Annotated in this window: 22 protein-coding genes; 11 read left to right on the top strand and 11 right to left on the bottom strand. The window is 70.6% G+C overall.

Going from position 1 to position 26,261, the window contains the following annotated elements:
• Positions 1–195 precede the first annotated feature (195 nt).
• Together AC4BEG_RS14870 and AC4BEG_RS14865 are read left to right on the top strand one after the other, a co-directional pair.
• Positions 196–1,239, top strand: a complete 1,044-nt coding sequence (locus tag AC4BEG_RS14870; protein ID WP_490706359.1) for an NAD-dependent epimerase/dehydratase family protein — start codon at positions 196–198, stop codon at positions 1,237–1,239.
• A 14-nt stretch (positions 1,240–1,253) separates the two neighbouring features.
• A complete protein-coding gene (locus AC4BEG_RS14865; protein ID WP_490706358.1) occupies positions 1,254–2,312 on the top strand; it encodes a lysophospholipid acyltransferase family protein in 1,059 nt (352 codons plus the stop codon).
• Positions 2,313–2,511: 199 nt separating this feature from the next.
• On the opposite strand, the gene AC4BEG_RS14860 is transcribed toward AC4BEG_RS14865, so the two are convergent.
• The 4 genes from AC4BEG_RS14860 to AC4BEG_RS14845 all read right to left on the bottom strand — a co-directional run bounded on the left by AC4BEG_RS14860 (position 2,512) and on the right by AC4BEG_RS14845 (position 6,677).
• A complete protein-coding gene (locus tag AC4BEG_RS14860) occupies positions 2,512–3,738 on the bottom strand; it encodes a DUF5667 domain-containing protein (protein ID WP_490706357.1) in 1,227 nt (408 codons plus the stop codon).
• Positions 3,739–3,955: 217 nt separating this feature from the next.
• Positions 3,956–4,762: an ECF subfamily RNA polymerase sigma factor, BldN family gene (locus AC4BEG_RS14855; protein WP_490706356.1), complete on the bottom strand. Its 807-nt coding sequence runs from the start codon at positions 4,760–4,762 to the stop codon at positions 3,956–3,958.
• A gap of 517 nt (positions 4,763–5,279) precedes the next feature.
• Complete coding sequence (locus AC4BEG_RS14850) at positions 5,280–6,203, bottom strand: HAD family hydrolase (RefSeq protein ID WP_490706355.1); 924 nt, start codon at positions 6,201–6,203, stop codon at positions 5,280–5,282.
• Between the two features lie 195 nt (positions 6,204–6,398).
• Positions 6,399–6,677, bottom strand: coding sequence for a glutaredoxin family protein (locus AC4BEG_RS14845; protein WP_490706354.1), 279 nt, complete (start codon positions 6,675–6,677; stop codon positions 6,399–6,401).
• Between the two features lie 315 nt (positions 6,678–6,992).
• On the opposite strand from AC4BEG_RS14845, the gene AC4BEG_RS14840 reads away from it, so the two are divergent.
• From AC4BEG_RS14840 to hemB, 5 genes are read left to right on the top strand one after another with little or no spacing between them, the layout of a single operon-like run.
• Positions 6,993–7,796 carry a redox-sensing transcriptional repressor Rex gene (locus tag AC4BEG_RS14840; RefSeq protein ID WP_490706353.1) on the top strand — a complete coding sequence of 268 codons (804 nt, stop codon included), beginning with the start codon at positions 6,993–6,995 and terminating at the stop codon, positions 7,794–7,796.
• Positions 7,793–9,262 carry a glutamyl-tRNA reductase gene (locus tag AC4BEG_RS14835; RefSeq protein WP_490706352.1) on the top strand — a complete coding sequence of 490 codons (1,470 nt, stop codon included), beginning with the start codon at positions 7,793–7,795 and terminating at the stop codon, positions 9,260–9,262. The genes AC4BEG_RS14840 and AC4BEG_RS14835 overlap by 4 nt, the downstream gene beginning before the upstream one ends.
• On the top strand, positions 9,259–10,248 hold the full coding sequence (gene hemC, locus AC4BEG_RS14830) for a hydroxymethylbilane synthase (protein ID WP_490706351.1): 990 nt from the start codon (positions 9,259–9,261) through the stop codon (positions 10,246–10,248). Before AC4BEG_RS14835 ends, hemC begins: the two co-directional genes overlap by 4 nt.
• Positions 10,245–11,909: a bifunctional uroporphyrinogen-III C-methyltransferase/uroporphyrinogen-III synthase gene (locus AC4BEG_RS14825; RefSeq protein ID WP_490706350.1), complete on the top strand. Its 1,665-nt coding sequence runs from the start codon at positions 10,245–10,247 to the stop codon at positions 11,907–11,909. Before hemC ends, AC4BEG_RS14825 begins: the two co-directional genes overlap by 4 nt.
• Positions 11,910–11,968: 59 nt before the next feature.
• The gene (gene hemB / locus AC4BEG_RS14820; RefSeq protein WP_490707087.1) at positions 11,969–12,910 is read left to right on the top strand and encodes a porphobilinogen synthase; all 942 of its coding nucleotides are present in this window, start codon (positions 11,969–11,971) and stop codon (positions 12,908–12,910) included.
• A gap of 23 nt (positions 12,911–12,933) precedes the next feature.
• Here hemB and AC4BEG_RS14815 read toward each other — a convergent pair whose 3' ends face one another.
• The 3 genes from AC4BEG_RS14815 to AC4BEG_RS14805 all read right to left on the bottom strand — a co-directional run bounded on the left by AC4BEG_RS14815 (position 12,934) and on the right by AC4BEG_RS14805 (position 15,081).
• Positions 12,934–13,554, bottom strand: coding sequence for a nucleoside/nucleotide kinase family protein (locus AC4BEG_RS14815; RefSeq protein WP_490706349.1), 621 nt, complete (start codon positions 13,552–13,554; stop codon positions 12,934–12,936).
• A gap of 43 nt (positions 13,555–13,597) precedes the next feature.
• Positions 13,598–14,401, bottom strand: a complete 804-nt coding sequence (locus tag AC4BEG_RS14810; RefSeq protein WP_490706348.1) for an SDR family NAD(P)-dependent oxidoreductase — start codon at positions 14,399–14,401, stop codon at positions 13,598–13,600.
• A 98-nt stretch (positions 14,402–14,499) separates the two neighbouring features.
• Positions 14,500–15,081 carry an AMIN-like domain-containing (lipo)protein gene (locus AC4BEG_RS14805; protein ID WP_490706347.1) on the bottom strand — a complete coding sequence of 194 codons (582 nt, stop codon included), beginning with the start codon at positions 15,079–15,081 and terminating at the stop codon, positions 14,500–14,502.
• 226 nt (positions 15,082–15,307) lie between these two features.
• Between AC4BEG_RS14805 and AC4BEG_RS14800 the strand changes: the two genes are divergently transcribed.
• Entirely contained in the window at positions 15,308–16,846 is a 1,539-nt protein-coding gene (locus AC4BEG_RS14800; RefSeq protein ID WP_490706346.1) for an alpha/beta hydrolase, read from the top strand.
• 101 nt (positions 16,847–16,947) lie between these two features.
• Positions 16,948–17,547, top strand: a complete 600-nt coding sequence (locus AC4BEG_RS14795; RefSeq protein ID WP_490706345.1) for a Uma2 family endonuclease — start codon at positions 16,948–16,950, stop codon at positions 17,545–17,547.
• Between the two features lie 80 nt (positions 17,548–17,627).
• Here AC4BEG_RS14795 and argS read toward each other — a convergent pair whose 3' ends face one another.
• Positions 17,628–19,421, bottom strand: coding sequence for an arginine--tRNA ligase (gene argS, locus AC4BEG_RS14790; RefSeq protein ID WP_490706344.1), 1,794 nt, complete (start codon positions 19,419–19,421; stop codon positions 17,628–17,630).
• 148 nt (positions 19,422–19,569) lie between these two features.
• Here argS and lysS point away from each other — a divergent pair, with 148 nt between their 5' ends.
• The gene (gene lysS, locus AC4BEG_RS14785) at positions 19,570–21,348 is read left to right on the top strand and encodes a lysine--tRNA ligase (protein ID WP_490706343.1); all 1,779 of its coding nucleotides are present in this window, start codon (positions 19,570–19,572) and stop codon (positions 21,346–21,348) included.
• Between the two features lie 133 nt (positions 21,349–21,481).
• Here the strand turns inward: lysS and AC4BEG_RS14780 are convergent, their stop codons facing one another.
• From AC4BEG_RS14780 to AC4BEG_RS14770, 3 genes are all read right to left on the bottom strand, one after another.
• The gene (locus AC4BEG_RS14780; RefSeq protein WP_490706342.1) at positions 21,482–22,957 is read right to left on the bottom strand and encodes a DUF2637 domain-containing protein; all 1,476 of its coding nucleotides are present in this window, start codon (positions 22,955–22,957) and stop codon (positions 21,482–21,484) included.
• Between the two features lie 95 nt (positions 22,958–23,052).
• Positions 23,053–23,829, bottom strand: a complete 777-nt coding sequence (locus AC4BEG_RS14775) for a hypothetical protein (RefSeq protein WP_490706341.1) — start codon at positions 23,827–23,829, stop codon at positions 23,053–23,055.
• Between the two features lie 145 nt (positions 23,830–23,974).
• Positions 23,975–24,901 (bottom strand): DUF3558 domain-containing protein, encoded by a 927-nt coding sequence (locus AC4BEG_RS14770; protein WP_490706340.1) that lies wholly within the window; start codon positions 24,899–24,901, stop codon positions 23,975–23,977.
• Between the two features lie 159 nt (positions 24,902–25,060).
• On the opposite strand from AC4BEG_RS14770, the gene AC4BEG_RS14765 reads away from it, so the two are divergent.
• A complete protein-coding gene (locus AC4BEG_RS14765) occupies positions 25,061–26,254 on the top strand; it encodes an RtcB family protein (RefSeq protein WP_490706339.1) in 1,194 nt (397 codons plus the stop codon).
• Positions 26,255–26,261: the final 7 nt, after the last annotated feature.

Here is a 26,261-nt window from a genome sequence, read left to right as displayed (position 1 = left end):
CCTTCCACCGCCGGTGGGAGGGCTGCGGTGCGTGCGCGGCCCCCGCCATGACCGCCGCCGTGACCCCGGTCACAGCCGTGGCCACGGCTTAAAACGCCGGTCCGCGCGGCGAGTGGTCATCACAGCGCAACATCGACCGGTTACGGTGTTCGGCACAGCCCAGCTCGGACGAGGGTGGGAAGGAAGGCGCTGATCTTGGGAAAGGTCGTGCTCGTCACCGGGGCCGCACGCCAGCTGGGAGGCCGTTTCGTACGGCGCATACAGCGTGAGCCCGATGTCGACCGCGTGATCGGCGTGGACGCCGTGACACCTGAACACCCCCTCGGCGGAGCCGACTTCGTCCGGGCCGATATCCGCCACCCCACGATCGGGAAGCTCCTCGCCGAGTTCGGCGTCGACACCGTCGTCCACATGGACATCAACGGCACCCCGCTCGGAGCCCGCGGCAATCGGACCTCCGTCAAGGAGATCAACGTCATCGGCACCATGCAGCTGCTCGGTGCCTGCCAGAAGGCGCCGTCGGTCCAGCGGCTCGTGGTCAAGTCCAGCACCAGTGTGTACGGCTCGGCGCCCCGCGACCCCGCCGTCTTCAGTGAGACCACACCCCCCAAATCGCTGCCCAGCGGCGGCTTCGCCAAGGACACCGTCGAGGTCGAGGGCTATGTCCGCGGCTTCGCCCGGCGCCGCCCCGATGTCGCGGTGTGCGTGCTGCGCTTCGCGAACATCCTCGGGCCGTGTGCGGACTCCCCGCTCGCCGAGTATTTCGCGCTGCCGGTGCTGCCCACCGTCATCGGCTACGACCCCCGGCTCCAGTTCGTCCACGAGAAGGACGCCATCGAGGTGCTGCGGATCGCCGCCTCCGAACCCCGCCGCGGCACCCTCAACAGCGGCACGTTCAACATCGCCGGGGACGGGGTGCTGCTCCTCTCCCAGGCCGCCAGGCGGCTCGGCCGCCCCACGCTTCCACTGCTGCTGCCCACCCTCCGCTGGGCCCGTAGCGCGCTGCGGTCCCTCGGCGTCACCGACTTCTCGCCCGAGCAGGTCCGGCTGCTCACCCACGGCCGGGTCGTGGCGACCAGCCAGATGCGCGAGACCCTGGGTTTCGAACCCGAGCACACCACCGCCGGCGCCTTCGCGGACTACGCGCACAGCCGTGGTCCCGGGCTGCTCCCGCCCGAGACCCTCGCCCGTACCGTCGACCGGCTCGCCGCGCTGCTGCCCGCCGGCGCCCAGAACTGAGGAGCGCAACCACCATGGCGGATGCCAAGGTCATTCCGTTCGGTGAGGAACCGCGGTCCCGGAGGAAGGGCCCCCGTCCGGGACGCGCCAAGCGGTCCCAGGGTGCGCTGAAACCCGTACCGCAGCAGCGCGACGAGGAACTGGAGCAGGCCGCCGACACCGCCGAAGCCACCACATCGGCCTCCGAGGTGCCGCCCCTGCCGCCGCACCCGCCCAAGCGCGCCCCGGGCGGCGGCGACTGGGAGCGCAGACTCGCCCACGGGCTGAGCTTTCTGCGCCGCCGGATCACCGGTGACTACGAGGTCGACGACTTCGGCTACGACCACGACCTCACCGACCAGGTCCTGATGTCACTGCTCCGCCCGATGTATGAGAAGTACTTCCGGGTCGAGGTGAAGGGCATCGAGAACATCCCGGACAGCGGTGGGGCGCTGGTGGTCGCCAACCACTCCGGGGTGCTGCCGCTGGACGGGCTGATGCTCCAGGTCGCGGTGCACGACAACCATCCGGCCCAGCGCCATCTGCGGCTGCTCGCCGCCGATCTGGTCTTCATGCTGCCCGTCGTCAACGAGCTGGCGCGCAAGGCGGGCCACACCCTGGCCTGCGCCGAGGACGCCCAGCTGCTGCTGGAGCGCGGCGAGGTGGTCGGGGTGATGCCGGAGGGCTTCAAGGGGATCGGCAAGCCGTTCTCCGAGCGGTACAAGCTCCAGCGCTTCGGACGGGGCGGCTTTGTCTCGACGGCGCTGCGCGCGGGGGCGCCGATCGTACCGTGCTCGATCGTGGGCGCGGAGGAGATCTATCCGATGGTGGGGAACGCGAAGACGCTGGCCCGGCTGCTGGGTGTGCCGTACTTCCCGATCACGCCGACCTTCCCGCTGCTCGGGCCGCTGGGCGCGGTGCCGCTGCCGACGAAGTGGACCATCCAGTTCGGCGAGCCGATCCCGACCGACGGGCATCCGCCGGAGGCGGCGGACGACCCGATGCTGATGTTCAACCTCACCGACCAGGTACGAGAAACGATCCAGCACACCCTCTACAAGCTGCTGGTGCAGCGGCGGTCGGTGTTCTTCTGAGCCGGGCGATGTGACAGGGGACGACCCATAGCCCGACGGACGGAGTGCGGCGCGGGCGGCTGAAGCTTGTGAGGCCCGCCAGGGCCGAGCAGTGCGAGGGCGGCCAGAAGGAGGGGCCAAGCTGCTGGTGCAGCGGCGGTCGGTGTTCTTCTGAGGCCGGTGGTGGATGCCGCGGCACCCACCACCACCCTCGGACAGTTCACCTGGTGTCGTCGCCGTCGAGGTCGAGCCCCGGCAGAAGGTCGGGCAGCAGCGGTGGGACGGTGATGTCCGGCTGCGCCGGCTTGCTGCCGGTGTCGCCGCGGCCCGCGGACGGGCTCGGCGACACGGCACCGGCGGGTGGGTTGAGCAGATCGCCCGCACCGTCGATCAGCCCCTGGTCCTGTGGCGCGGCGGGGGACGGTGGGCGCGGCTGACTCGCCTCGCCGGTGCGGCCGCCGCTCGGGGTGGCTGAGGACGAGGAGGGGTGGTGCTCCGGCGCGGCCCCGCCGGAGCGCTGCGGCGCCTCGGCGCCCGGCCGACCCGACTGGCTCCGCTGGTCCTTGGTGGTGGGCAGCAGCGGCTGGAGCGGGCCGACTTCCTGGTCTATGGCGGCGAAGACCGAGCTCACATCGTCCCCGACGTCCGCGAGCTGGAGCGGCAGCCTCTCGCGCAGCTGGCTCCAGCCGTCGCGGTGGGCTTTGGCGAAGGAGGACAGCTCCTGCATCGGCCCCAGCGAGCCCTCTCGCTCGTAGACCCGGTGGAGCAGCCGGTGGCCCTCGGAGGCGTCATGGTGCATACCGGACAGGGCGCGGCGGATCTCCCCGAGCGAATCGTGGTCCAGCTCGCCGGAGCGGGCCCGCTCCATCAGCCGGCGCGCCTCGCTCATCCGCGTCGATGCCTGGTCCAGATAGATCCGGCCCCGTGCGGCGTCGCCGTCCGCCATCTCCAGCTTGAGGTCCTCCATACCGCGCTTGAACCCGTAGAGGGTGTCACCCGGCAGGGCATCGGAACTGGCCGCGGCGACCCCGCCGAACGCGCCCGCCGCGACCCCGACCGTGAGCCCCCCGGCCGCGAGCCCCTTGGACCAGCGCGAACGGGGCCGCAGTCTGGACACCGGCGGCTTGGCGCGGTGGGCGCCGCCGGGGCGGCGGCGCTGCTCGGGCACGCGCGGCGCGCCCTCGGCGAAGGCCGCTTCCATGGCGGCGATCAGCTGGGCCCGCTGTGTGGTCCTGACCTCGGGGTCCAATACCGGTGCCGGCAGCTCGCCGAGCCCGCTCGCCAGGGCCACCATCCGTCTCTGCTCGGCGCTCTCCGCCGATGAGCCGGGTTGCTGGTGCGGCGTCTCGTCCCGGGTGGCCTGGTGCTTGCTCTCCAGGGCCTCCAGGGCCTCCAGGGCCTTGGCGAAGGCGTTCGCCCGCCGGTGTGCCGTTACGTTCGCGATCACAGGCGGCACCTCCTCTCGTCGTGACGGTCGACTCCCCAGGACACCCGAAGGTTCCGTCCCACCCGTGTGTCCACCCGATCGAGTGACGGGGTACGGGCAGGGTACGACCACAAGGCGCCTGCATCCCCCACAACGAGCGGCGCAGCACCCGGGTTACGCCCTCCCGAGGAGTGGACCGGGCCTGCCGGAGGTGTCACCGCGGGGCCGTGGACGCCGGTCAGCGGGCGTCTTCCGGAAGGAGCCGGGCGAGGGTGCGCACGGCCCGGTACTGAAGGGTTTTGATCGCGCCTTCGTTCTTCCCCATCACCCGGGCGGTCTCGGCGACCGAGAGCCCCTGGAGGAAGCGGAGCGTCACGCACTCCTGCTGCTGCGGGTTGAGCTTGCGCACCGCTTGCAGCAGGGCCGCGTTGGACAGCGACTCCAGGACGGAGTCCTCCGGGCTGCGCTCGACCTCGTTGGCGTCGAGCATCTCACCGGTGGTGACCTCCAGCCGGAAGCGGCTGGACTTGAAGTGGTCGGCGACGAGATTGCGCGCGATGGTCACCAGCCAGGCGCCGAAGTCACGGCCCTGCCAGGTGAAGGTGCCGATGCGGCGCAGGGCGCGCAGGAACGTCTCACTGGTGAGGTCCTCGGCGGTGGCCCGGCCGCCCACGCGGTAGTAGATGTACCGGTAGACGGTGTCGGCGTACTGGTCGTAGAGCCGGCCGAAGGCCTCGGCCTCGCCCGACTGGGCGCGCTCGACCAGGTCCATCATGCGGCGGCTGTCGCTGTCGGCGCTCGGCCGGCGGGCGGTGGAGGCGCCGCCGCGGGAACGTCTGCCGACCGCCGCTCCGCCGTCGGCCAGGGCGTAGCAGGAGCCGGCCTGGCCGGGCCGGTGGACCGTGCCGACGGATGGGCTGACGGGCGCGGGTGTGGCGAGCGCGGGGACGGCATACGCGGTGGGGACGAAGCCGCGCAGACAGTCGAGGACCGTTGCGCGCAGCGTAGCCAGGCCCGAGGCGTCAACCCCGACGTGTGGGTACACGGGACTCCCAGAGGCAGAGCTTCCATCACGTGCAGTACGGGACCGTTCACCCGCCGTAGGGACGCGTGGGTACCGGTTTGCGTCTAAGGAGAATAACGCTTCGTATAGGCGGCGCTACACCCAGTTGCTCAAATCATCGTTTCCGTTCACTCCGTTATGGATTGATGACGCATCAAGTACCGAACGGCCGACGGATTTTGATCGGAAAGTTCCCCTTGTTGTGCGGTTGCGTAGCGTGTTGTGACAAACCGGCGGTAAGGGGACTGGCGGGGGCGCTGTGGGGTAGGAAGTGCGGAATGACCGAAACAGGATGGTCGCGGTCGATCGGTGACGCTCCGTATCGATGGGCACGCCCTCACACAGCGCGATCGCCGCTCAGTCCTGACCGTCCTCGGTCAGGCTCGTACGCGCTCGATCGCGCGCGGCCGTCACCGCTGGTGGAGGCGGTGCGAGGGGGTGGTGCGAGGAGGCGGTGCGGGCTCGCGGAGAGCCGGGGGAGGGGAGGGTCGGTGCGCGGTCAGCGACGGCGCCGGTGCAGCGCCACGGCGGCCGCCGTGCCGCCCGCGACCGCGCCCACTCCGGCCGCCGCCGGGATGCCGATCTTGGCCGCCTTGCGGCCGGTGCGGTAGTCGCGCAGCCGCCAGCCGTTCTCCCGGGCGTGTTTGCGCAGTCGCGCGTCCGGATTCACGGCGTACGGATGGCCCACGATCGACAGCATCGGGATGTCGTTGGAGGAGTCGCTGTACGCCGCGCAGCGGGCCAGGTCCAGCCCCTCGGCCGACGCCAGCGCCCGTACCGCCTCCGCCTTGGCCGGGCCGTGCAGCGGCTCACCGACCAGCTTGCCCGTGTAGATCCCGCCGACCGATTCGGCCACGGTCCCCAGCGCCCCGGTCAGCCCCAGTCGCCGGGCGATGATCGTCGCGGTCTCCACCGGGGCGGCGGTCACCAGCCAGACCCGCTGTCCGGCGTCCAGATGCGCCTGGGCCAGGGCGCGGGTGCCGGGCCAGATGCGGTCGGCCATGTACTCGTCGTAGATCTCCTCGCCGATCGACATCAGCTCGGAGACCCGGTGGCCCTTGACGATGGACAGCGCGCTGCTGCGCACGTCCTCCATGTGTGCCGGGTCCTCGACGCCCGCCATCCGGAACCAGGTCTGCTGCCAGGCGAAGCGGGCCAGCTCGCGCTTGCGGAAGAAGTGCCGCTTGTACAGGCCGCGGCCGAAGTGGAAGAGGGCGGCGCCCTGCATGACCGTGTTGTCGAGGTCGAAGAAGGCGGCGGCCTGTTCGTCCCCGACGACGGGGAACTCCGGCTCGGCGGCGGGCTGCGGCGAGGGAGTCTCGGCCGACGACTTGCGCGCCGCCTCGGCCGACGCCTCTCCGGCGAGGACACTCCGCTCCGTGGCGGGTCGTCGACGGCGGGTGAACCATCCCAGTGCGGCCATGGAGCGAGCATAGCCAGCGGGGTGGCCCATCCCGTTACGCCCGGGTGTCGGGACGATTCTGGTTGCGCGAAAGGTGGGGCGGCCCACGGAGCGGAGCCTGCTGATCGGTGCCCGCTGGTCGGGCGGCCGCCAGGACGGCGGGTCCGGGCGGTGGCTCCGGGGGTGGCTCCGGGTGGTGTGGCTCCGGGCGGCGGATCAGCCGCCCAGCGCGGTCCGCAGCCGCTGGGGGTTCACCCGCCAGAAGTCGTGCTGTTCGCCGTCGACCAGGACCACCGGGATCTGCTCCCAGTACTTCCGGTACAGCTCCTCGTCCTGGGTGATGTCCTTCTTCTCCCAGGGCGTGCCGAGTTCGCCGCACACCTTCTCGATCACGGCCTCGGCGTCCTCGCAGAGGTGACAGTCGGGCTTGCCGATCAGTGTCACCGTGCGCTCGGCGGGGTTCTTGCGGGGGGTGCGGCGCAGCAGGGGACTCATGCTCGCCATTGTGCCCGGATCCTCGGGGTCGTTTACGATCGTGGGCGATTTATTGGTGTCCGGGGGTAAAAAGGTGAGGAGTGAGAGCCTGTGCTCCCGTCGGCGCCCCCGGGGTACGCATGTGCCTGCCGGGAACGGTGTGACGCGGGTCGTGGTTCCGAGCGCGACCGGAAAAGGTGCGTGACACCGGTCACTTTGCTCGGACAAAGCGGACACTATCTTTGTGCACGCGTTCACAAAGACATAGCCTGCTGTCGATGGGGCGGTCATGGAACTGTGCGCCGCCCGCAGCCCCGCTCTACCCGCAGGAGCACTGTGGCAACTGGCCGAACTCACCGACCGGCGACCCGAAGCCGAGGGATTCCCGAGGCCACCGTCGCCCGGCTACCGCTGTATCTGCGCGCCCTGACAGCGCTCTCCGAGCGCTCGGTGCCCACGGTGTCCTCCGAGGAGCTGGCGACCGCGGCCGGAGTCAATTCGGCCAAGCTCCGCAAGGACTTCTCCTACCTGGGTTCGTACGGCACCCGTGGGGTCGGCTACGACGTGGAGTACCTCGTCTACCAGATCTCGCGGGAACTCGGCCTCACCCAGGACTGGCCCGTGGTGATCGTCGGTATCGGTAACCTCGGCGCCGCCCTCGCCAACTACGGCGGATTCGCCTCCCGTGGCTTCCGGGTCGCCGCGCTGATCGACGCCGATCCGGCGATGGCGGGCAAGCCCGTCGCGGGCATCCCGGTCCAGCACACCGACGAGCTCGAGAAGATCATCGAAGACAACGGTGTGTCGATCGGTGTGATCGCCACCCCGGCGGGCGCGGCCCAGCAGGTCTGCGACCGGCTCGTCGCCGCGGGCATCACCTCCATCCTCAACTTCGCGCCCACCGTGCTGTCCGTTCCGGACGGCGTGGATGTGCGCAAGGTCGACCTCTCGATCGAGCTCCAGATCCTCGCCTTCCACGAGCAGCGCAAGGCGGGCGAGGAGTCGACCGGCCACGAGGAGGGCGCGGGCGCCGTTCCGCAGGCCTCCGTGGCCCCCCACCCGACGGCCGCGGGCGGCCCCGGCGCCGACAGCGGCCGGCAAGGACCTGACGGGGACGTACCCGCCGTGATGCCGGCATGAGTCTCCTGGTCGTCGGACTGAGTCACCGCAGCGCGCCCGTGAGCGTGCTGGAGCGCGCCGCCCTGGTCGGGGACGAGCAGGCGAAGCTGGTGCAGGACACCCTCGCCGCCGAGCCCGCCACCGAGGCCGCGGTGCTGGCCACCTGCAACCGCATCGAGCTCTACGCCGACGTGGACAAGTTCCACGCCGGGGTCGCCGAGCTGTCCACGCTGCTCGCCCAGCACACCGGCGTCGGTCTGGACGAGCTCACCCCCTATCTCTACGTCCACTACGAGGACCGGGCCGTCCACCATCTGTTCTCGGTGGCCTGCGGACTGGACTCGATGGTCGTCGGCGAGGGCCAGATCCTCGGCCAGATCAAGGACGCGCTGGCCCTCGGACAGGAGCTGCACACCGCGGGCCGGATGCTGAACGACCTGTTCCAGCAGGCGCTGCGGGTCGGCAAGCGGGCACACAGCGAGACCGGGATCGACAAGGCCGGGCAGTCGTTGGTCACCTTCGGTCTGGAGCAGCTGGCCGGACCGGTGCCGGTGGCGGAGTGGGCTGCGGGCAAGCGCGCGCTGGTGATCGGCGCGGGCTCGATGTCCTCGCTGGCCGCGGCGACCCTCGCACGCGCCGGTGTGGCAGAACTGGTGATCGCCAACAGGACGTTGGAGCGGGCACTGCGGCTCGCCGAGTCCCTGGCCGAGCAGCACGCCGCCACCGACGCGGTCCGGGTCGCCGGGCTGGTCGCCCGCGCCGTGGCGCGGGACCGGGTCGCCGCTGAGCTGCCGCACGCCGACATCGTCGTCTCCTGCACCGGCGCCACGGGCGTGGTGCTCACCGCCGATGAGCTGCGCACCTCCCTCGCCCAGCGCGCGGCCTGCCCTCCGGTGGGCGGTCCCGGGGGCGCGGCCGAGGTCGCACTGCTGGACCTGGCCATGCCCCGGGACATCGACGCCGCCGCGCACCGGATCGACGGCCTGCGCCTGGTGGACATCGAGTCGCTCGCCGAGGCGGCCGCCACCCCGGCCGACGGTTCGGGTCCGGCCGCCGGGGCGATGGCCGCCGATGTCGACCTGGTCCGCTCCATCGTCTCCGCCGAGGTCGCCGCCTTCGGGGCGGCTCAGCGCGCCGCGCACATCACGCCCACCGTGGTCGCGCTGCGTACCATGGCGGCAGATGTCGTCGCGAGCGAGGTCGCCCGGCTCGAGGGACGTCTTCCCGATCTGGACGACAAGCAGCGGTCCGAGATCACGCAGACCGTGCGGCGGGTCGTCGACAAGCTGCTGCACGCGCCCACCGTGCGGGTCAAGGAGCTGGCGAGCACCCCGGGGGGTGCCGGGTACGCGGACGCGCTGCGCGAGCTGTTCGACCTCGACCCGCAGGCGGTCGCCGCCGTCAGCCGCGCCGACGGCGGCCGCCCCGGCGCCGCCCCCGTACGCGGCGCAGCCGAACCGAACGACCCGAAGGGAGGCCGGGCATGAGCTCCACCCCTGCCACCCCCACCGCACCACTGCGTCTGGGCACCCGACGCAGCGCACTGGCCATGGCCCAGTCCGGTCTGATCGCCGACGCGGTGCGGAAGCTGACCGGACGCCCCGTCGAGCTGGTCGAGATCACCACCTACGGCGATGTCTCGCGCGAGCAGCTCGCGCAGATCGGCGGTACCGGCGTCTTCGTCTCCGCGTTGCGCGAGGCGCTGCTGCGCGGCGAGATCGACTTCGCCGTGCACTCATTGAAGGACCTGCCGACCGCCGAACCCGAGGGTCTGGTGCTCGCCGCGATACCTCGCCGTGAGGACCCGCGCGACGCGCTGATCGCCCGGGACGGGCTCACCTTCGCCGAACTCCCCCCGGGCGCGAGGATAGGCACCGGCTCGCCCCGCCGTGCGGCCCAGCTCAACGCGTGGGCCCGCTCGTTCGGCCTCGACATCGAGACCGTGCCGATCCGCGGCAATGTCGGCACCCGCATCGGCTATGTGCGTTCGGGGGAACTGGACGCCGTGGTGCTCGCCGCCGCCGGTCTGATCCGAATGGGACGGATCGACGAGGCGACCGAGATCCTCGACGCCGACCACATTTTGCCCGCCCCCGGCCAGGGGGCTCTGGCAGTCGAATGCGCCGCGTCCGACGCGTCGCTCGCTGCCCGGCTCGCCGAGCTCGACGACCCGCACACGCGGGCCGCCGTGACCGCCGAGCGATCCCTGCTCGCCGCCCTGGAGGCCGGTTGCAGCGCACCTGTGGGTGCGCTGGCCGACCTGCTGGGCGACGCTCAGGATGTCACCGAAATGCGCCTGCGCGGCGTCGTCGGCACCACCGACGGCTCGGCGCTGGTGCAGCTGTCCACCACCGGTCCCGTACCCGCTTCACCTGGTGAGGCCGTGTCGCAGGCTCAGATCATGGGTCGCGAACTCGCCACCGAGATGCTCGCGAAAGGTGCGGCCGGTCTTATGGGGGAGCGAGCACTTTGAACCCCAACGTCCCGAACCACCCCGGCTGCGGGCAGGTCACCTTCCTCGGCGCAGGACCGGGAGATCCGGGCCTGCTGACGCTGCGCGCCGTGGAGGCACTAGCCGCCGCCGACGTACTGATCGCCGACCCAGATGTGCTCGACGTGGTACGTGCGCACGTCAGGCCGGGCGTGGCCGCGGACGCTCAGGGCGCACCGCCGCAGGCGGACGCTGACGGGTCGTCAAGCGCCGCCGGTATCCCGGTACTCCGGGACACCGCCAATCTTGTCATGGGGGCCGCGCGCGGCGGCAAGCGGGTCGTCCGCGCTGTCGCGGGCGACCCCGGTCTCGACGGGTACGCCGCCGACGAGATGCTCGCCTGCGCCGCCGAGGGCATCGTCTTCGAGGTGGTGCCGGGCATCGCGGCCGCGGTGGGTGTACCCGCCTACGCGGGGGTGCCGCTGCGGGACGCTCGACACGCCGACGTCCGCTTCGTGGACGCGCGGACCGCCGATGAGCGCTGCTGGAGCGAGGTCGGCTCCTCGGACGCCACCGCCGTCGTCTCCGCCACCCTGGAGACCGTCGCCGCCGCGGCCGGGGAGCTGGTGGCCGCGGGCCGCAAGCCGGACACCCCCCTGACCGTGACCGTCGCGGGCACCACCACCCGCCAGCGGACCTGGACGGCCACGCTGGGGACCATCGCGCAGGTGCTGAAGTCCGCGAAGGTGCTGCCGTCGCCGCAGGGCGCGCAGCCGGTGATAGCCGTCGTGGGCGAGCGGGGCGCGGCCGAGCGGCGCGACCAGCTGTCGTGGTTCGAGTCCAAGCCGCTGTTCGGCTGGAAGGTCCTGGTCCCGCGGACCAAGGAGCAGGCCGCTTCCCTCTCCGACCAGCTGCGCAGTTACGGGGCGGTGCCCAGCGAGGTGCCGACCATCGCGGTCGAACCGCCGCGCACCCCGCAGCAGATGGAGCGCGCGGTCAAGGGCCTGGTCACCGGGCGCTACGAGTGGATCGCCTTCACCTCGGTCAACGCGGTCAAGGCGGTGCGCGAGAAGTTCGAGGAGTACGGGCTCGACGCCCGTGCGTTCGCCGGGATCAAGGTCGCGGCGGTCGGCGAGCAGACCGCCAAGTCGCTGATCGACTTCGGCGTCAAGCCGGATCTGGTGCCCAGCGGTGAGCAGTCCGCGGCCGGGCTGCTGGAGGACTGGCCGCCGTACGACCCGGTCTTCGACCCGATCGACCGCGTCTTCCTGCCGCGGGCCGACATCGCCACCGAGACCCTGGTCGCCGGGCTGATCGAGCTGGGCTGGGAGGTCGACGACGTCACCGCGTACCGCACCGTGCGCGCCTCGCCGCCGCCGGCCGAGACCCGCGAGGCCATCAAGGGCGGCGGGTTCGACGCGGTGCTGTTCACCTCGTCGTCCACCGTGCGGAACCTCGTCGGCATCGCGGGCAAGCCACACAACGTCACCATCATCGCCTGTATCGGCCCGGCCACCGCGAAGACCGCGGAGGAGCACGGCCTGCGGGTGGACGTCCTGTCGCCCGAGCCCTCGGTGCTCAAGCTGGCCGAGGCGCTCGCGGACTTCGGGGCCGCGCGGCGCCAGGCCGCGATCGAGGCCGGGGACCCGGTCACCCGCCCGAGCGAGCGGCGGCCGGGATCGAGGAGGAGGGCACGCTCGTGACAGCGAAGTACGGCGGTTTCCCGGGGGCGCGGCCACGTCGGCTGCGCACCACTCCGGCGATGCGGCGCATGGTCGCCGAGACCCGGCTGCACCCGGCCGGGCTGATCCTGCCCGCGTTCGTGCGGGAGGGGGCCGGTGAGCCGGTGCCGCTGGCGTCGATGCCGGGCGTGGTCCAGCACACCCGGGAGACCCTGCGGAAGGCGGCCGCCGAGGCCGTCGAGGCGGGTGTCGGCGGGATCATGCTGTTCGGGGTGCCGGAGGAGGCCAAGAAGGACGCCGTCGGCACGCCCGGCACCGATCCCGACGGAATTCTTCAGGTCGCCATCCGGGATGTCCGGGCCGAGGTCGGCGACGACCTGGTGATCATGTCGGACCTGTGCCTGGACGAGCACACCGACCACGGCCACTGCGGGGTCCTGGACGCCGAGGGCCGGGTGGACAACGACGCGACGCTGGAGCGCTACGCCGAGATGGCGCGGGTGCAGGCGGACGCGGGCGTCCATGTGGTGGGCCCCAGCGGGATGATGGACGGCCAGGTCGGGGTGGTCCGCGAGGCGCTCGACGGCATCGGCCGCCAGGACGTCTCGATCCTGGCCTACACCGCCAAGTACGCCTCCGCCTTCTACGGCCCCTTCCGCGAGGCGGTCGGCTCCTCGCTCAAGGGCGACCGCAAGACGTACCAGCAGGACCCGCCCAACGCCCGTGAGGCGCTGCGGGAACTGGAACTGGACCTCGCCGAGGGCGCGGACATGGTCATGGTGAAGCCCGCGCTGCCCTATCTGGACATCCTGCGGCGGATCGCCGACGTGGTGGACGTACCGGTGGCGGCGTACCAGATCTCCGGTGAGTACGCGATGGTCGAGGCCGCCGCGGCCAACGGCTGGATCGACCGCGACCGCGCGATCATGGAGACGCTGACGTCCGTGCGGCGTGCGGGCGCCGGGATGATCCTCACCTACTGGGCCACCGAGGTCGCCCAGCGGCTGAACCGCGGGGAGTAGATCCGGGGAGCGGGGGCCGGTGGTCACCGGCCCCTGACCACCAGATCGGCCGCCGCCCGCCCGGCCGCCACCCGGCGGGCGTTGGCCTCGTCGGAGCCGAGCACAAAGCGCTCGGCCTCCGCGCGCGGTTTGCCGAACCGCTCATGACGGTCGATCAGCCGCCGCACCCGCTCCTCGCCGTCCAGCTCGATCCACCAGGTCTCGTCCAGCAACTCCCGTACCGGACGCCATGGTTCCTCGTCGAGCAGCAGATAGTTCCCCTCGGTGATCACCAGCGGGATGTCCGGCGCCACGGGCACGGAGCCCGCGATGGGCTGTTCCAGGTCGCGGTCGAACCCCGGCGCGTACACCGTCTCGCCCGCGCGGGGCGCGCGCAGCCGCCGCAGCAGGGCGGTGTAGCCGTACGGGTCGAAGGTCTCCGGGGCGCCCTTGCGGTCCATCAGGCCGAGTCGGCGCAGTTCGGCGTCGGCGAGGTGGAAGCCGTCCATCGGGACCAGGACCGCCCGCTCCGGGCCGAGCGCGGCGACCAGATACCCAGCCAAGGTGGTCTTCCCGGCGCCGGGCGGTCCGGCGATGCCGAGCAGCCGGCGGCGGCCGGTGGCGGCCAGCCGCTCGGCGCGGTCCAGCAGGTCCTGGGGAGTCATGGCGGCACTTTCGGACGGGGTGCGTACGGGAGCCGTGGTGCGTTCAGGCTCGCATACCGCCGTCGACCGGCAGCACCGCGCCGGTGACGTAGGAGGCGCGGTCGCTGAGCAGCCAGGCCGCGGCCTCGGCGACCTCGATCGGATCGGCGGGACGGCGCAGCGGTGTCCGGGCGTTGAGGCGGTCGATGACCCCGGGCGACCGGTGGGCCCATTCCTCGATCATCTCGGTCATGGTGGTGCCGGGAGCGACGGCGTTGACGCGGATGCCCTCCGGTCCGTAGGTGATCGCGGCGGACTCGGTGAGGCTGTTGACGGCCCGCTTGACCGCGCCGTACGCGGGCAGCTCCGCATTGCCGCGGAAGCTGCCGACGCTGGAGTTGTTGACGATGGCGCCGTGGCCCGCGGTGGCCTGTATGGCCTTGATCTCGGCCGCCATGGAGAGCCAGACGCCCTTGAGGCTGACCGTGGTGATCAGGTCGAAGTCGGTTTCGGCCACCTCGGCCAGCGGGGCGGGCGGAATGGCGGCCCCGGCGTTGTTGAAGGCGGCGTCCAGCCTGCCGTGCAGTTCTACGGTCCGGTCGACGGCCGCCTGGACGCTGGCCGCCTCGGCCAGGTCGCACCGCACATGGTCGGCGGTGCCGCCCTCCGCACGGATCTCCTCGGTCACGGCCTTCAGCTGGGACTCGGTACGGGCGGCCAGGACCACCTTCGCGCCCTCGCGGGCGAAGAGTCGGGCCGAGGCGGCGCCGATGCCCCGCCCGCCGCCGGTGATCAGCACGACCTTGCCGCTGAGCAGACCGGTCGCGCGGGGGCCGGGGAGCGCGGATTCGCTGGTCGGTTCGTTCATTCCCTCATCCTGTACGGCGCCGGGGACGGGCCGGCCGGACACGGCGGCCGGCCCGTGCGGGGCGGGGGCGGACACGGGTTCGCCCCCGCCGTGTGGCGTCAGCGCACCGCGTTCCAGGAGTGCGCCACGTCCACGATCACCTGTCCGCCCGACTGGAACACCCGGAACGGAAGCTTGGCGCGCACGCCCAGCCCGACCTGGGTGTCACCCTCGAAGCTGCTGCCGAACCGGGTGTCCTTGAAGGTCTTGTACCCCGTCAGGTTCACACCCGGAAGAGGCTTGCGGGCGCGGCCCGGGTACGACTCGGCGCCGGTCTGCGGGTCATAGCTCGGCGCGGCCACCCGGACCTCCAGCACGGCGCCGCCGCCGACCGGGATCTCGTCACCGGAGCCGTCCTGGTACAGGTGGTCGACATAACCCACCCGGTAGCCGATCTTGCTGGCGGCCGTACCGCCCTTGACCTCGAAGACCATGCGGTCGAAGCACTCGTGCCGGCTGGTCTTGATGTTCTTCAGCGGCTTGTGGGCCGCCGTCTGCGCGCTCTTCACGCCGCTGCCCCAGCCGGTGGCGCAGGCGGCCGCCGTCGACGGCTTGGTGGCGGCGTGTGCCGTCCCCATCGTCGTCGCCAGACCGGCCCCTGCCAATGCCATCGCCGCGAGTGCGGTCCCCCACCGTCGCATATCGGACCCCCATGTGAATGGATATTGGATGTACGTGGATGTACGTGGGGTTGGACGGGCCGTAGCCGCCCCGGGTTGTGCGGCGTCAGGAAACTGTCGCAAAGAGGATGATCGTGTTCCGGCCACGGTACGCCGATCGGTGGACAGCCGGGCTGGGGTTAACCCCAACTGGGTTGTCCGGGTGGCCGGATGGGATCGGTGGGCCGGTTCCACGAGGCTCGATCGCATGCGAAATCTCTCCGGCAAGACCACCGCGCTGACCCTCGCCACCGCCGCCACGGCCGCTCTGCTCACCACCGTCTCCGGTGCCGACGCGACCGCGGGAGAGCTGTCCGTCACCTCCTCCCGCCCGCTCGACTGGGGTCCGTGTCCGGGCACCCAGCTGGATCCCCGCCAGCAGTGCGCGACGCTGAAGGTGCCGCTGAACTACCGCGACCCCGGGGGGAAGCGGATCTCGCTCGCGGTCTCCCGGATCCGCAGCGAGCGGACCGACGATCGCCGGGGCGTCCTGATGCTGATCCCGGGCGGCCCGGGCTCCCCGGGCCTGGACCGGCCCACCACGCTCGGCAAGCGGCTGCCGCAATCGGTGCGGGACGCCTACGACATCGTCAGCTTCGATCCGCGCGGTCTGGGCGCCTCCACACATGCCGACTGCCAACTCGCCACCGCCGACCTGTCGTTGACCGCCTCGCGTCCCTGGCCCGCCGCCGACGGCGGCATCGCGGGGAACATCACCACAGGACGCCGCATCGCCGACCGTTGCGCCCGCAACGGCGGCGAGCTGCTGCGCAGCATCGGCACCGTGACCGAGGCGCGGGACATCGACAGCATCCGCCAGGCGCTGGGGGAGCGGAAACTGTCCGCGTGGGGCGTCTCCTACGGAACGTACGCGGGGTCGGTGTACGCCCAGATGTTCCCGGAGCGCACCGACCGCTGGGTGCTGGACAGCAATGACGACCCGGACCCGAAGCGGGTGGAGCGCGGCTGGCTGGCCAACTACGCCGTCGGCGTCGAGGACACCTTCCCGGACTTCGCCGCCTGGGCCTCCGCCCCCGACAGCCCGGTCCGGCTCGCCGAGACCCCCGCAGGGGTACGCCGCCGGGTCCTGGACCTCGCCGCCCGGCTGGACGCCAAGCCGCTGTCCTGGCCCGGCGCCAACCCGCCCGAGCTGAACGGCAATGTGCTCCGCCAGAGCGTGCTCACCGCCCTGTACTCCCGGGACAGCTTCGAGAGCCTGGCCGAACTGATCACCGACGCGGACGCGGGCAAGGTGCCCGGCGCGATCCCGCCGAACCCCGGTCAGGACGCCATGGCCGTGTCCCTGGGGACCCTCTGCAACGACGTGGAGTGGCCGAAGTCCCTTCCCGGCTATGCGCGCGATGTCGCCGCGAGCCGCAAGAGCCACCCGCTGACCGCCGGAATGCCGGTCAACGCCACGGCGTGCGCCTTCTGGCACGACACCCCGCGGGACAAGCCGGTCCGGATCACCGACCAGGGGCCGTCGAACGTCCTGATGGTGCAGAACAAGCGCGATGTGGCCACCCCGTACAGCGGCGCGCTGAAGCTGCGGCACGCCTTCGGCGACCGGGCGCGGATGGTCAGCGTGGACGCGATGGGGCACGGCGTGGCCTACCAGGGCCCGGGTCGCGGCAACGCTTGCGCGGACCGGCGGGTGACCGACTTCCTGCTGACCGGCGAGCGCCCGGAGCGGGACACCACCTGCCCCGCCGTCCCCGGTCAGGACGCCCCTCATCCGATGCGGTGATCTTCGGTTCTCCGGCTGACGCGGGGATCAGGAGACTGCCACGGTCACGGTAAGGCGGCCGCTCCCGCGGCTAGAATTTTCGTATCGCAAGGGAATGCATCATGACGACATCGCTTGTCGGAAGAGAGGACATCGTGGGCCTCACTCCGCCGGAGCCCGGCATGACCCCGCTTCGCAAGGCCGCCGAAGCAGCTGAGGAAGCCAGTGGCCTGCGTGCCGAGATCATCCGAGGAGTTCTCATGATGTCCCCGACCCCGCGTGGCAGGCACGCCGGGATCATCAATGCTCTTTACGACCAGGTGCGTCCCGGGTTGGCGGATCATCTGGCCCCCTACCAGGTCGCCTCCGTGTCGATGCCGGGTGACAAGGACGACTACGCCACGCCCGATCTCCTGGTCTGTGACGCGGGGTTCGGAGAGTCGGACGAATGGCTGGCCGATCCGGGCGATGTCGAGCTCGTCTGCGAGGTCGTCTCCAAGGGCAACAGCTCCAAGGACACCCGGGACATGGTCAGCTGGTACGCCGACGCGGGCGTGCCCACCTACTTGATCGTCGACCCCCGTGATGGCACGTGGACTCTGTACACGGTGCCCCGCGAGGGGGCCTATCAAGGAGTCCTCCACGGGCTGTACGGCGAGGACATCGAGCTGGCGGCACTCGGGTTGAAGATCACCACGGGAGGCTTCACCCAGTACAGCTGATACGCGATGCGCATCCGCATATACGGCAGCGCCCCGCCCCCTCTTGCCGCGAGGGAGGCGGGGCGCCGGCCGTCAGGGGCTCAGAGGCGCTCGGGGGTGCGGATGCCGAGCAGGTCCATGCCCAGGTGGAGGGTGCGGCCGGTGAGCTCGCTCAGGAAGAGGCGGTTCTCGACCTGGGACGGGCCGCCCTCGGCGGTGAGCACCGGGCACTGGTCGTAGAAGGTGGTGAACAGCGAGGCCAGCTGGTAGAGATACGCGGCCAGCTTGTGCGGCTCGTACCCCTTGGCGACCTCGCGCACGACCTCCGCGAACTGGTCCAGATGCAGCCCCAGGGCCCGCTCGGCCGGGGACAGCGGCAGCTCGGGGCGGGCGACCGGCCGCTGGCCCTCGGCGGCGCGGCGCAGGATCGACTTGGTCCGGGCGTACGCGTACTGGAGGTACACCGAGGTGTCGCCGTGGAGCGAGACCATCTGGTCCAGATCGAACTTGTAGTCGCGGGAGGCGGAGGTGGACAGGTCCGCGTACTTCACGGCGCCGATGCCGACCTGGGCGCCGCGCTCGGCGATCTCCTCCGCGGTGAGGCCCAGCTTTTCCTCGCTCTTCTCCCGGACGACGGCAGCCGCCCGGTCGATCGCCTCGTCCAGCAGGTCGACCAGCCGTACCGTCTCGCCCTCACGGGTCTTGAACGGCTTGCCGTCCTTGCCGAGGACGGTGCCGAAGGCGAGCTGGACGGCGTGGGTCTTTTCGTCGAGCCAGCCGATCCGGCGGGCGGTCTCGAAGACCATCCTGAAGTGCAGCGACTGCCGGGCGTCTACGACATACAACAGAGTGTCGGCCTGAAGGTTCTGCACCCGGTCGCGGACCGCGGAGAGGTCGGTGGCCGCGTAGCCGAAGCCGCCGTCGGACTTCTGGACGATCAGCGGGACCGGATTGCCCTCCGGGCCCTTGACGTCGTCGAAGAAGACGCACAGCGCGCCCTCGGAGCGGACCGCGACCCCGGACTCCTCCAGCAGGCGGCAGGTCTCCACCAGCATGTCGTTGTAACCGGACTCGCCGACCACATCGGGGTCGCGGATCTCCATGTCCAGCTTGTCGAAGACCGAGTAGAAGTAGAGCTTCGATTCGTCGACGAACTTCCGCCACAGGGCGAGGGTCTCCTCGTCCCCGGCCTGGAGGTCGACCACCCGGCGCCGGGAGCGCTCCTTGAACTCCGCGTCCGCGTCGAAGAGCGCGCGCGCCGCCTTGTAGAGGCGGTTGAGGTTGGACATGGCCTCCTCGCCGGAGGTCTCCTTGTCCTTGTGGTCCAGCTCGTGAGGATGCTCGATCAGATACTGGATGAGCATGCCGAACTGGGTGCCCCAGTCGCCGATGTGATGGCGGCGGACCACCTTCTCGCCCGTGAACTCCAGGATCCGGACCACCGCGTCACCGATCACGGCCGAGCGCAGATGGCCGACGTGCATCTCCTTGGCCACATTCGGCTGGGCGTAGTCGATGACGGTGGTGCCCGCGTCCGGCGCGTGGGGCACGCCGAGGCGGTCGTCGGCCGCGCGTGCGGCGAGGGTGGCGGTGATCGCGGAGTCGGCGATCGTGATGTTGAGGAAGCCGGGGCCGGAGACCTCGATGTCCGCGATCACCGGGTCGGGGTCGGCGGAGGTGGCGGCCACCGGGATGTGCTCCACGACCTTCGAGGCCAGCTCACGCGGATTCCCCTTCAGCCGCTTCGCCAGCGCCAGCATCCCGTTGGCCTGGAAGTCGGCCCGGTCGCTTCGTCGCAGCAGCGGGTCGGCGGAAGCGGCCTCCGGCAGAGCAGCCGAGAGGGCGTCCGAGACGCGCTGGTGGACCGTAGCGGCAAGAGAGGGAACCGAGGCCATGGGTGAGATGCCGTTCCGTAGAGGACTTGGTTGCCGATGAGGCCACACCAGTATTTCACGGTGTGTCCAACCCGTTTTCCGGCCCTGTGGACAACCTGTCCACAGGGCCCCGGAGGTGCCCGCTCCGTCTGGGACAATGGGCGGTGCCATGACCGCTAGGAAGGAAGTGCCGACCGTGGCTCAGAGCACCGAGACCGACTGGGTCTCCCGATTCGCCGACGAGGTTATTGCCGAGGCGGAGCGCCGCGCCCCCGGCACGGCGAAATCAGGTGCTCCGGCACCGGGGATCGTCTGCGCCTCGGGCCTCAGCCCGTCCGGCCCGATCCACCTCGGCAATCTGCGCGAGGTCATGACCCCGCACCTGGTCGCCGACGAGATCCGGCGCCGTGGATACGAGTGCGTCCACATCCTGTCCTGGGACGACTACGACCGGTATCGGAAGGTCCCGGCCGGGGTCGACCCGTCCTGGTCCGAGCACATCGGCAAGCCGCTCACCTCCGTCCCGGCCCCGCCCGGATCCAGCTATGCCAACTGGGCCGAGCATTTCAAGGCGCCGATGGTCGAGGCGCTGCGGCAGATGGGCATCGAATTCCACGGCATCAGCCAGACGGAGAAGTACACCTCGGGTGCCTATCGCGAGCAGATCCTGCACGCGATGCGCCACCGCACCCAGATCGACGCCGTGCTTGATCGCTACCGCACCAAGGACAAGTCGGGGGCGGCCAAGGGGGGCAAGAAGCAGCAGCAGAAGCCGGTCGACGAGGCCGAGCTCGCCGCCGCCGAGGGCTCCGGCGCGGCCGCCGAGGACGACGGCAGCGCGGGCAGCGGGGGCTATTACCCGTACAAGCCGTACTGCTCGGTGTGCGAGCGCGACCTGACCACCGTCACCGCGTACGACGACGAGACCACCGAGCTCAGCTACACCTGCGCCTGCGGCCATGGCGAGACCGTCCTGCTCAGCGAGCACAACCGCGGCAAGCTGGTCTGGAAGGTCGACTGGCCGATGCGCTGGGCGTACGAGGGCGTGGTCTTCGAGCCCTCCGGTGTGGACCACTCCTCGCCCGGCTCCTCCTTCGTCGTCGGCGGGCAGATCGTGCGCGAGGTCTTCGGCGGCGACCAGCCCATCGGGCCGATGTACGCCTTCGTCGGCATCAGCGGCATGGCCAAGATGTCGTCCTCCAAGGGCGGGGTGCCGACCCCGGCCGACGCCCTGGAGATCATGGAGGCGCCGCTGCTGCGCTGGCTGTACGCCCGCCGCCGCCCCAACCAGTCCTTCAAGATCGCCTTCGATCAGGAGATCCAGCGGACCTACGACGAGTGGGACGCGCTGGCGCGCAAGATCGCCGAAGGCTCGGCCCAGCCCGCGGACGCCGCCGCCTACAGCCGCGCTACCCGCACCGCCGCCGGGGAGCTTCCGGTCACCCCGCGCCCGCTGCCGTACCGCACGCTGGCGTCGGTGGTCGACATCACCACCGGCCATGACGAGCAGACGCTGCGCATCCTCAGCGACCTCGACCCGGAGAACCCGGTGAAGTCGCTGGACGACACCCGGCCGCGGCTCGACAAGGCCGAGCGCTGGATCACCACCCAGGTCCCGGCCGACCAGCGCACCCGGGTGCGCGAGGAGCCGGACACCGAGCGGCTGGCCTCGCTCGGCGAGACCGAGCGCGAGTTGCTGCGGCTGCTGCTCGAGGGCCTGGACGACCACTGGTCGCTGGACGGGCTGACCACGCTGGTCTACGGCGTGCCGAAGATCCAGGCGGGGCTGGCGGCGGACGCCAAGCCCACCCCGGAGCTGAAGGTGGCGCAGCGGTCGTTCTTCGCGCTGCTCTATGAGCTGCTGGTCGGCCGGGACACCGGCCCCCGGCTGCCCACGCTGCTGCTGGCGGTGGGGGCGGACCGGGTGCGCAAGCTGCTCGCGTCCTGATCGCTGATCGCGCCGGAAGCACACACGCGGCGAAGGGGGCGGACCGGTTTCCCGGTCCGCCCCCTTCGCCGTATACGGATCTGGTGCGCGGATGACGCCTGTTGTGCGCGTGTGCGTGTCGGCAGGACAGGGCCTACGGGATCTGCTCGGCCGCCATCTCCGTCCGGTACCGGTCCTTGAAGTCGTTGACGTGCGCCCCCAGCTCGTTGTTGCTCAGCTCGGTGACGCCGTAGGTCTCCCGCAGCCGCTGCCCGAACTGGAACGCCGAGGGGAACATGCCGTTGTCGGCGAGGTACTGCCGGAAGGCGCCGTAGAACACCTCCTCCCGCGGGATGTCGTCCGGCAGCTCGGCCACCGGCTGCCCCACCCCCTCGTACTCGAGGTACGACTCCGGCTCCCGCTGCTCCGGTACATAGACGCCCTGGTTGTTCACCACACCCTGGCCGCCGAGCTGCCGCACCCGGCCGGGACCGACGGGTACGGTCACCTGCTGCTCGGCCGTCTCCGGCTGCTGCACCCGCTGGCCCTGCCGCGCCTGCTCGGCCGTGACATCGGGGCCCTGGGCCGCCGGGACCGGCTGCTGATACCCGGACTGCTGATATCCGGACTGCTGGTAGACCGGCAGCGGCAGGGAGAGCGGCAGCTCCTGCGGTCCGGGGGCGGGCGCCGGAGCCGGTGCCGCCGGACCCGCGCCAGGGGCGCCCGGCGCACCGGCGGATTTGGGCGCGGTGGGGGCGCCCGGGGCGCCCGGCGCGCCGGTTTCGGCCCCGGGGACGTCGTACGCCGCCGATCCGGTGGCGTCTGCCGCACCCGCCGTATCCCCCGTTCCCGTTCCGGTGCCCGTTCCCGTTCCCGTTCCGGTGCCCGTGCCCGTTCCGGTGCCTGTGCCCGTACCGGCCGGAAGCGCGGACGGCAGGACCACCGCGTTCGCCTCCAGACCGGCCGCGGCCAGCCCCGCCGGTGCGGTGTTCGCCAGCGGCACCCCGTACCGCGCGAGCCGCAGCGGCATCAGCGACTCGACGGGCGCCTTGCGGCGCCAGCCGCGCCCGTAGCGGGCCCGCAGCCGGGCGCGGTAGACCAGCCGGTCCTGCTCCAGTTTGATGACCTCGTCGTAACTGCGTAGCTCCCACAGCTTCATGCGGCGCCAGAGCCGGAAGGTGGGCACCGGCGCGAGCAGCCAGCGGGCGATACGGACCGACTCCATATGCCGGTCGGCGGTGATGTCGGCGATTCGGCCGACCGCGTGCCGGGCCGCTTCGACGGAGACGACGAAGAGCACCGGGATCACGGCGTGCATCCCGACCCCGAGCGGATCCGGCCAGGCGGCGGCGCCGTTGAAGGCGATCGTGGCGGCGGTCAGCAGCCAGGCCGTCTGCCGCAGCAGGGGGAAGGGGATCCGGATCCAGGTGAGTAGCAGATCCAGGGCGAGCAGAACGACGATCCCGGCGTCGATGCCGATGGGAAAGACGTTGGCGAAGGCGCCGAAGCCCTTGTCATGTGCGAGATCGCGTACGGCCGCATAGGAGCCGGCGAAGCCGATCGCGGCGATCACCACCGCTCCGGCGACGACCACCCCGATCAGTATTCGATGCGTACGTGTCAATTGCATCGCGGCCACCCGCGATCCCTCCCCGTCCTTGGCAACAGCGCGCCCAGGGTCGCATACACGTCAAGTGCCTCGGACGGGAAGGGGTGGCGGACCGGCTAGGCGCTGGTCTTCTTCTTGTCGCTGCCGGCCGAGGCGCCGCTATCGGGCTTGCTGCTCGAACCGCCCGAACCGCCCGAACCGCCCTTGTCGTTCTTGCCGACGGACTCGACGACCTCCTTGGCCGCGTCCTTGGCGTCCTTCAGCAGATCGGCGGCGTCCGGCGTCTTGGCGGTCTCATAACCGGCACCGTCGTACTCGATCACCACGACGACGTTGGCCGTACGGGCGACGACCGTCTGGTTGCGGAAGTCGTCGCCGTCCTTCTTGGTCTTGGTGCTGACCGTGGTGGCCGCGTCGCCGATGCCACCGGCTTGCTCGGTCTTGGCGTCCTTGGCGCCGTCGGCCGTGGCGGCCTTGCTCGCCTGCTGGCCCGCGAACGCCTGGGCGCGCTTGTCACCGCTGCCCATCCCGCTGTCGGAGTGGAAGAGCTTGAGGGAGACGGTCAGCGACCGGTACTTGAATCCGTCGAGGCCACTCCACAGGCAGCTCGCGGCCGTATTGGTGTCCGCCGACGGCAGCGCCTTGCCCTTCTTCTGCTCCGCCTTCGGGACGAGCTCGCCGATGGTCTTGCCCGACAGGGAGGTGCAGACATCGGGCAGCTTGCTGAACTTTGCTGCCGCTACGGTCGGGGACGGACTGGGCGAGGCGGATCTCGATGGATTGTCCGCGTTCTTCTTGTCGTCATCGGAGCCGGAGGAGCAGCCTGCGACCAGCACTACAGGTACGGTCGCGCAGGCGAGTATTCGGGCGAGTCGCGGGGCTGAACGGTGCATGGATCCTTCGCTCATTCTCTGTCGATGGGCGGATGTGCCGCCCGCGTCATTAGTCGGCACGGTACGCGGCCGATGCGCGGGCGTCCCAATCTCCGAGGTCTTCGCGGGGTGTCCTGGGTCATTCCACGGGTTCGTACCGGGCCCGTTATTCGTTGAGCCGGTCGGTCAGCTCCTGCGCCAAGTCTTCGGCGTTTTGCTGTAGTTCTTCGCTGTCGGGAATGCTCGTCTTGTCGGTCGACCACTGGTTGTAACGAATGGTGGCAATCACATTCGAGGACCGGAACACCACGGTGATGTCGCGGTGGATACCGGAGTCCTTGGTGATCAACTGGTCGTTGAGGAAGGCGTCGTCGCCGAGGTCATCGAGGCGGCGCGGGGCGGTTCCGTCGAATTCCTCGTCACTCGTCGCACTTTCATCGCTTCGAGGTAGTTCGTCACTGTTCGGGGGATTGGTTTCCTTGTCGCCCTTTTTACCCTTGTGGTCCCTTTGGTTGGTGCCGCTCTCGTCGGAGCTGGGCGTCGATCCGGGAACCGTGTCGCCCCTGCTCCCGTCGCCGGCGGAGCCCTCGGACGCGTCGGAGGAGCCGGAGGGGGTCGAGGGGGTGCTCGGGGCGTCCGGGACGTGAGCGGCGACGGCCTTCTTCTCGTAGAGGTCCTGTGCCCGGTCGTCATCGCTGACGGCCGGGTCGTACGACACGACGCGCTCGAAGTCCAAGGTCAGATAGCGGGTGCCGCCGGGTGTCTCCATCTTCCAGCGGCAGCCGTCGCGCCGGTCTATGTCGTACGTGAGGGCCGCCTGTCCCTCGTACGCCTTGTTGTCCTCGTCGCCGCCGGGCAGCAGCGTCTGGAGGGTCTTCGTGCTTACGGCGCCGCATGCCTCGGGCAGGGACCGATAGCGGCCGGGCTCAGCCGAGACCTGGTGTCCGGAGTCGTCCGGGGCACCGTCGTCCCCACTGGGCCTTGAGTCGGAGCCGGTGCATCCGCTGAGCCCGGCGGCGGCGAGCACGCTGATGAGCACGGCGACGGCCGAGCTGGCGCGCCATCCGTACGCCTTTCGCTGCGCTGGCTGCACTGTCCGTGTCCCTTCGAGCGAAAACTGCTTGCCGCCCGTAGGCGGTCGCTGGACACAATGTCTACCGCACGCGCTGCCGTGCTTGCCGGTCGACCGCCACCAATGAGGCATAAGCCCGGTTTTTGCGTTTTCTGTCTTTCACGGGGGAATGAGTAAAACATGCCGTACGTCGAGGTGCCTGGGGCGAACGTCCCGATCCGTATGTGGACCGATCCTTCGACGGTCGAGGACGGCGCCATGCAGCAGCTGCGGAATGTCGCCACCCTGCCGTGGATCAAGGGTCTGGCCGTGATGCCCGATGTGCACTACGGCAAGGGCGCCACGGTCGGCTCGGTGATCGCCATGCGGGGCGCGGTGTGCCCGGCGGCGGTCGGCGTCGACATCGGCTGCGGAATGTCGGCGGTCAAGACGTCGCTCACCGCGAACGACCTGCCCGGGGATCTGTCCCGGCTGCGATCCAAGATCGAGCAGGCGATCCCGGTGGGCCGGGGGATGCACGACGACCCGGTGAACCCGGGGCGGCTGCATGGATTCGCCACCGCGAAGTGGGATGACTTCTGGGGACGCTTCAACGGCGTCGCCGAGGCGGTCAAGTTCCGTCAGGACCGCGCCACCAAGCAGATGGGTTCGCTCGGTTCGGGAAACCACTTCATTGAGTTCTGTCTCGATGACAGCGGTTCGGTCTGGCTGATGCTCCACTCCGGATCCCGCAACATCGGCAAGGAGCTGGCCGAGTACCACATCGGCGAGGCCCGGAAGCTTCCGCACAACCAGAACCTGATCGACGGCGATCTGGCCGTCTTCATCGCGGACACCCCGCAGATGGCGGCATACCGGCACGATCTGTTCTGGGCGCAGGAGTACGCCAAGTACAACCGCTCGATCATGATGGCGCTCTTCCAGGACGTGGTGCGCCGGGAGTTCAAGAAGGCGAAGCCGGTCTTCGAGCCCGTTATCTCCTGCCATCACAACTACGTGGCCGAGGAGCGATACGAGGACATGGACCTGCTGGTCACCCGCAAGGGCGCGATCCGCGCGGGCAGCGGGGACTACGGGATCATCCCGGGCTCGATGGGCACCGGTTCGTACATCGTGCGGGGCCTGGGGAACGCGGCGTCGTTCAACTCGGCGTCGCACGGCGCGGGTCGGAGGATGAGCCGCAACGCGGCGAAGAAGCGCTTCTCGACACGGGATCTGGAGGAGCAGACGCGCGGCGTGGAGTGCCGGAAGGACGCCGGCGTCGTGGACGAGATCCCGGGCGCCTACAAGCCGATCGAGCAGGTCATCGACCAGCAGCGGGACCTTGTCGAGGTGGTGGCGAGGCTCAAGCAGGTCGTGTGTGTGAAGGGTTGACGGCCCC

The sequence above is a fragment of the Streptomyces sp. JLBJ103 genome, from assembly GCF_058215575.1.
Note: the sequence above shows the minus strand (reverse complement) of the source record. Positions and strands in the feature narration are given on the sequence as shown.

Bases quoted from the DNA above. Each gene is read 5' to 3' on its own strand.
- AC4BEG_RS14865 (WP_490706358.1), top strand. From the start codon at position 1,254: ATGGCGGATGCCAAGGTCATTCCGTTCGGTGAGGAACCGCGGTCCCGG.
- AC4BEG_RS14850 (WP_490706355.1), bottom strand. From the start codon at position 6,203: ATGGCCGCACTGGGATGGTTCACCCGCCGTCGACGACCCGCCACGGAG.
- AC4BEG_RS14845 (WP_490706354.1), bottom strand. From the start codon at position 6,677: ATGAGTCCCCTGCTGCGCCGCACCCCCCGCAAGAACCCCGCCGAGCGC.
- AC4BEG_RS14835 (WP_490706352.1), top strand. From the start codon at position 7,793: ATGAGTCTCCTGGTCGTCGGACTGAGTCACCGCAGCGCGCCCGTGAGC.
- hemC (WP_490706351.1), top strand. From the start codon at position 9,259: ATGAGCTCCACCCCTGCCACCCCCACCGCACCACTGCGTCTGGGCACC.
- hemB (WP_490707087.1), top strand. From the start codon at position 11,969: ATGCGGCGCATGGTCGCCGAGACCCGGCTGCACCCGGCCGGGCTGATC.
- AC4BEG_RS14815 (WP_490706349.1), bottom strand. From the start codon at position 13,554: ATGACTCCCCAGGACCTGCTGGACCGCGCCGAGCGGCTGGCCGCCACC.
- AC4BEG_RS14810 (WP_490706348.1), bottom strand. From the start codon at position 14,401: ATGAACGAACCGACCAGCGAATCCGCGCTCCCCGGCCCCCGCGCGACC.
- AC4BEG_RS14805 (WP_490706347.1), bottom strand. From the start codon at position 15,081: ATGCGACGGTGGGGGACCGCACTCGCGGCGATGGCATTGGCAGGGGCC.
- AC4BEG_RS14800 (WP_490706346.1), top strand. From the start codon at position 15,308: ATGCGAAATCTCTCCGGCAAGACCACCGCGCTGACCCTCGCCACCGCC.
- AC4BEG_RS14795 (WP_490706345.1), top strand. From the start codon at position 16,948: ATGACGACATCGCTTGTCGGAAGAGAGGACATCGTGGGCCTCACTCCG.
- argS (WP_490706344.1), bottom strand. From the start codon at position 19,421: ATGGCCTCGGTTCCCTCTCTTGCCGCTACGGTCCACCAGCGCGTCTCG.
- lysS (WP_490706343.1), top strand. From the start codon at position 19,570: ATGACCGCTAGGAAGGAAGTGCCGACCGTGGCTCAGAGCACCGAGACC.
- AC4BEG_RS14780 (WP_490706342.1), bottom strand. From the start codon at position 22,957: ATGCAATTGACACGTACGCATCGAATACTGATCGGGGTGGTCGTCGCC.
- AC4BEG_RS14775 (WP_490706341.1), bottom strand. From the start codon at position 23,829: ATGCACCGTTCAGCCCCGCGACTCGCCCGAATACTCGCCTGCGCGACC.
- AC4BEG_RS14765 (WP_490706339.1), top strand. From the start codon at position 25,061: ATGCCGTACGTCGAGGTGCCTGGGGCGAACGTCCCGATCCGTATGTGG.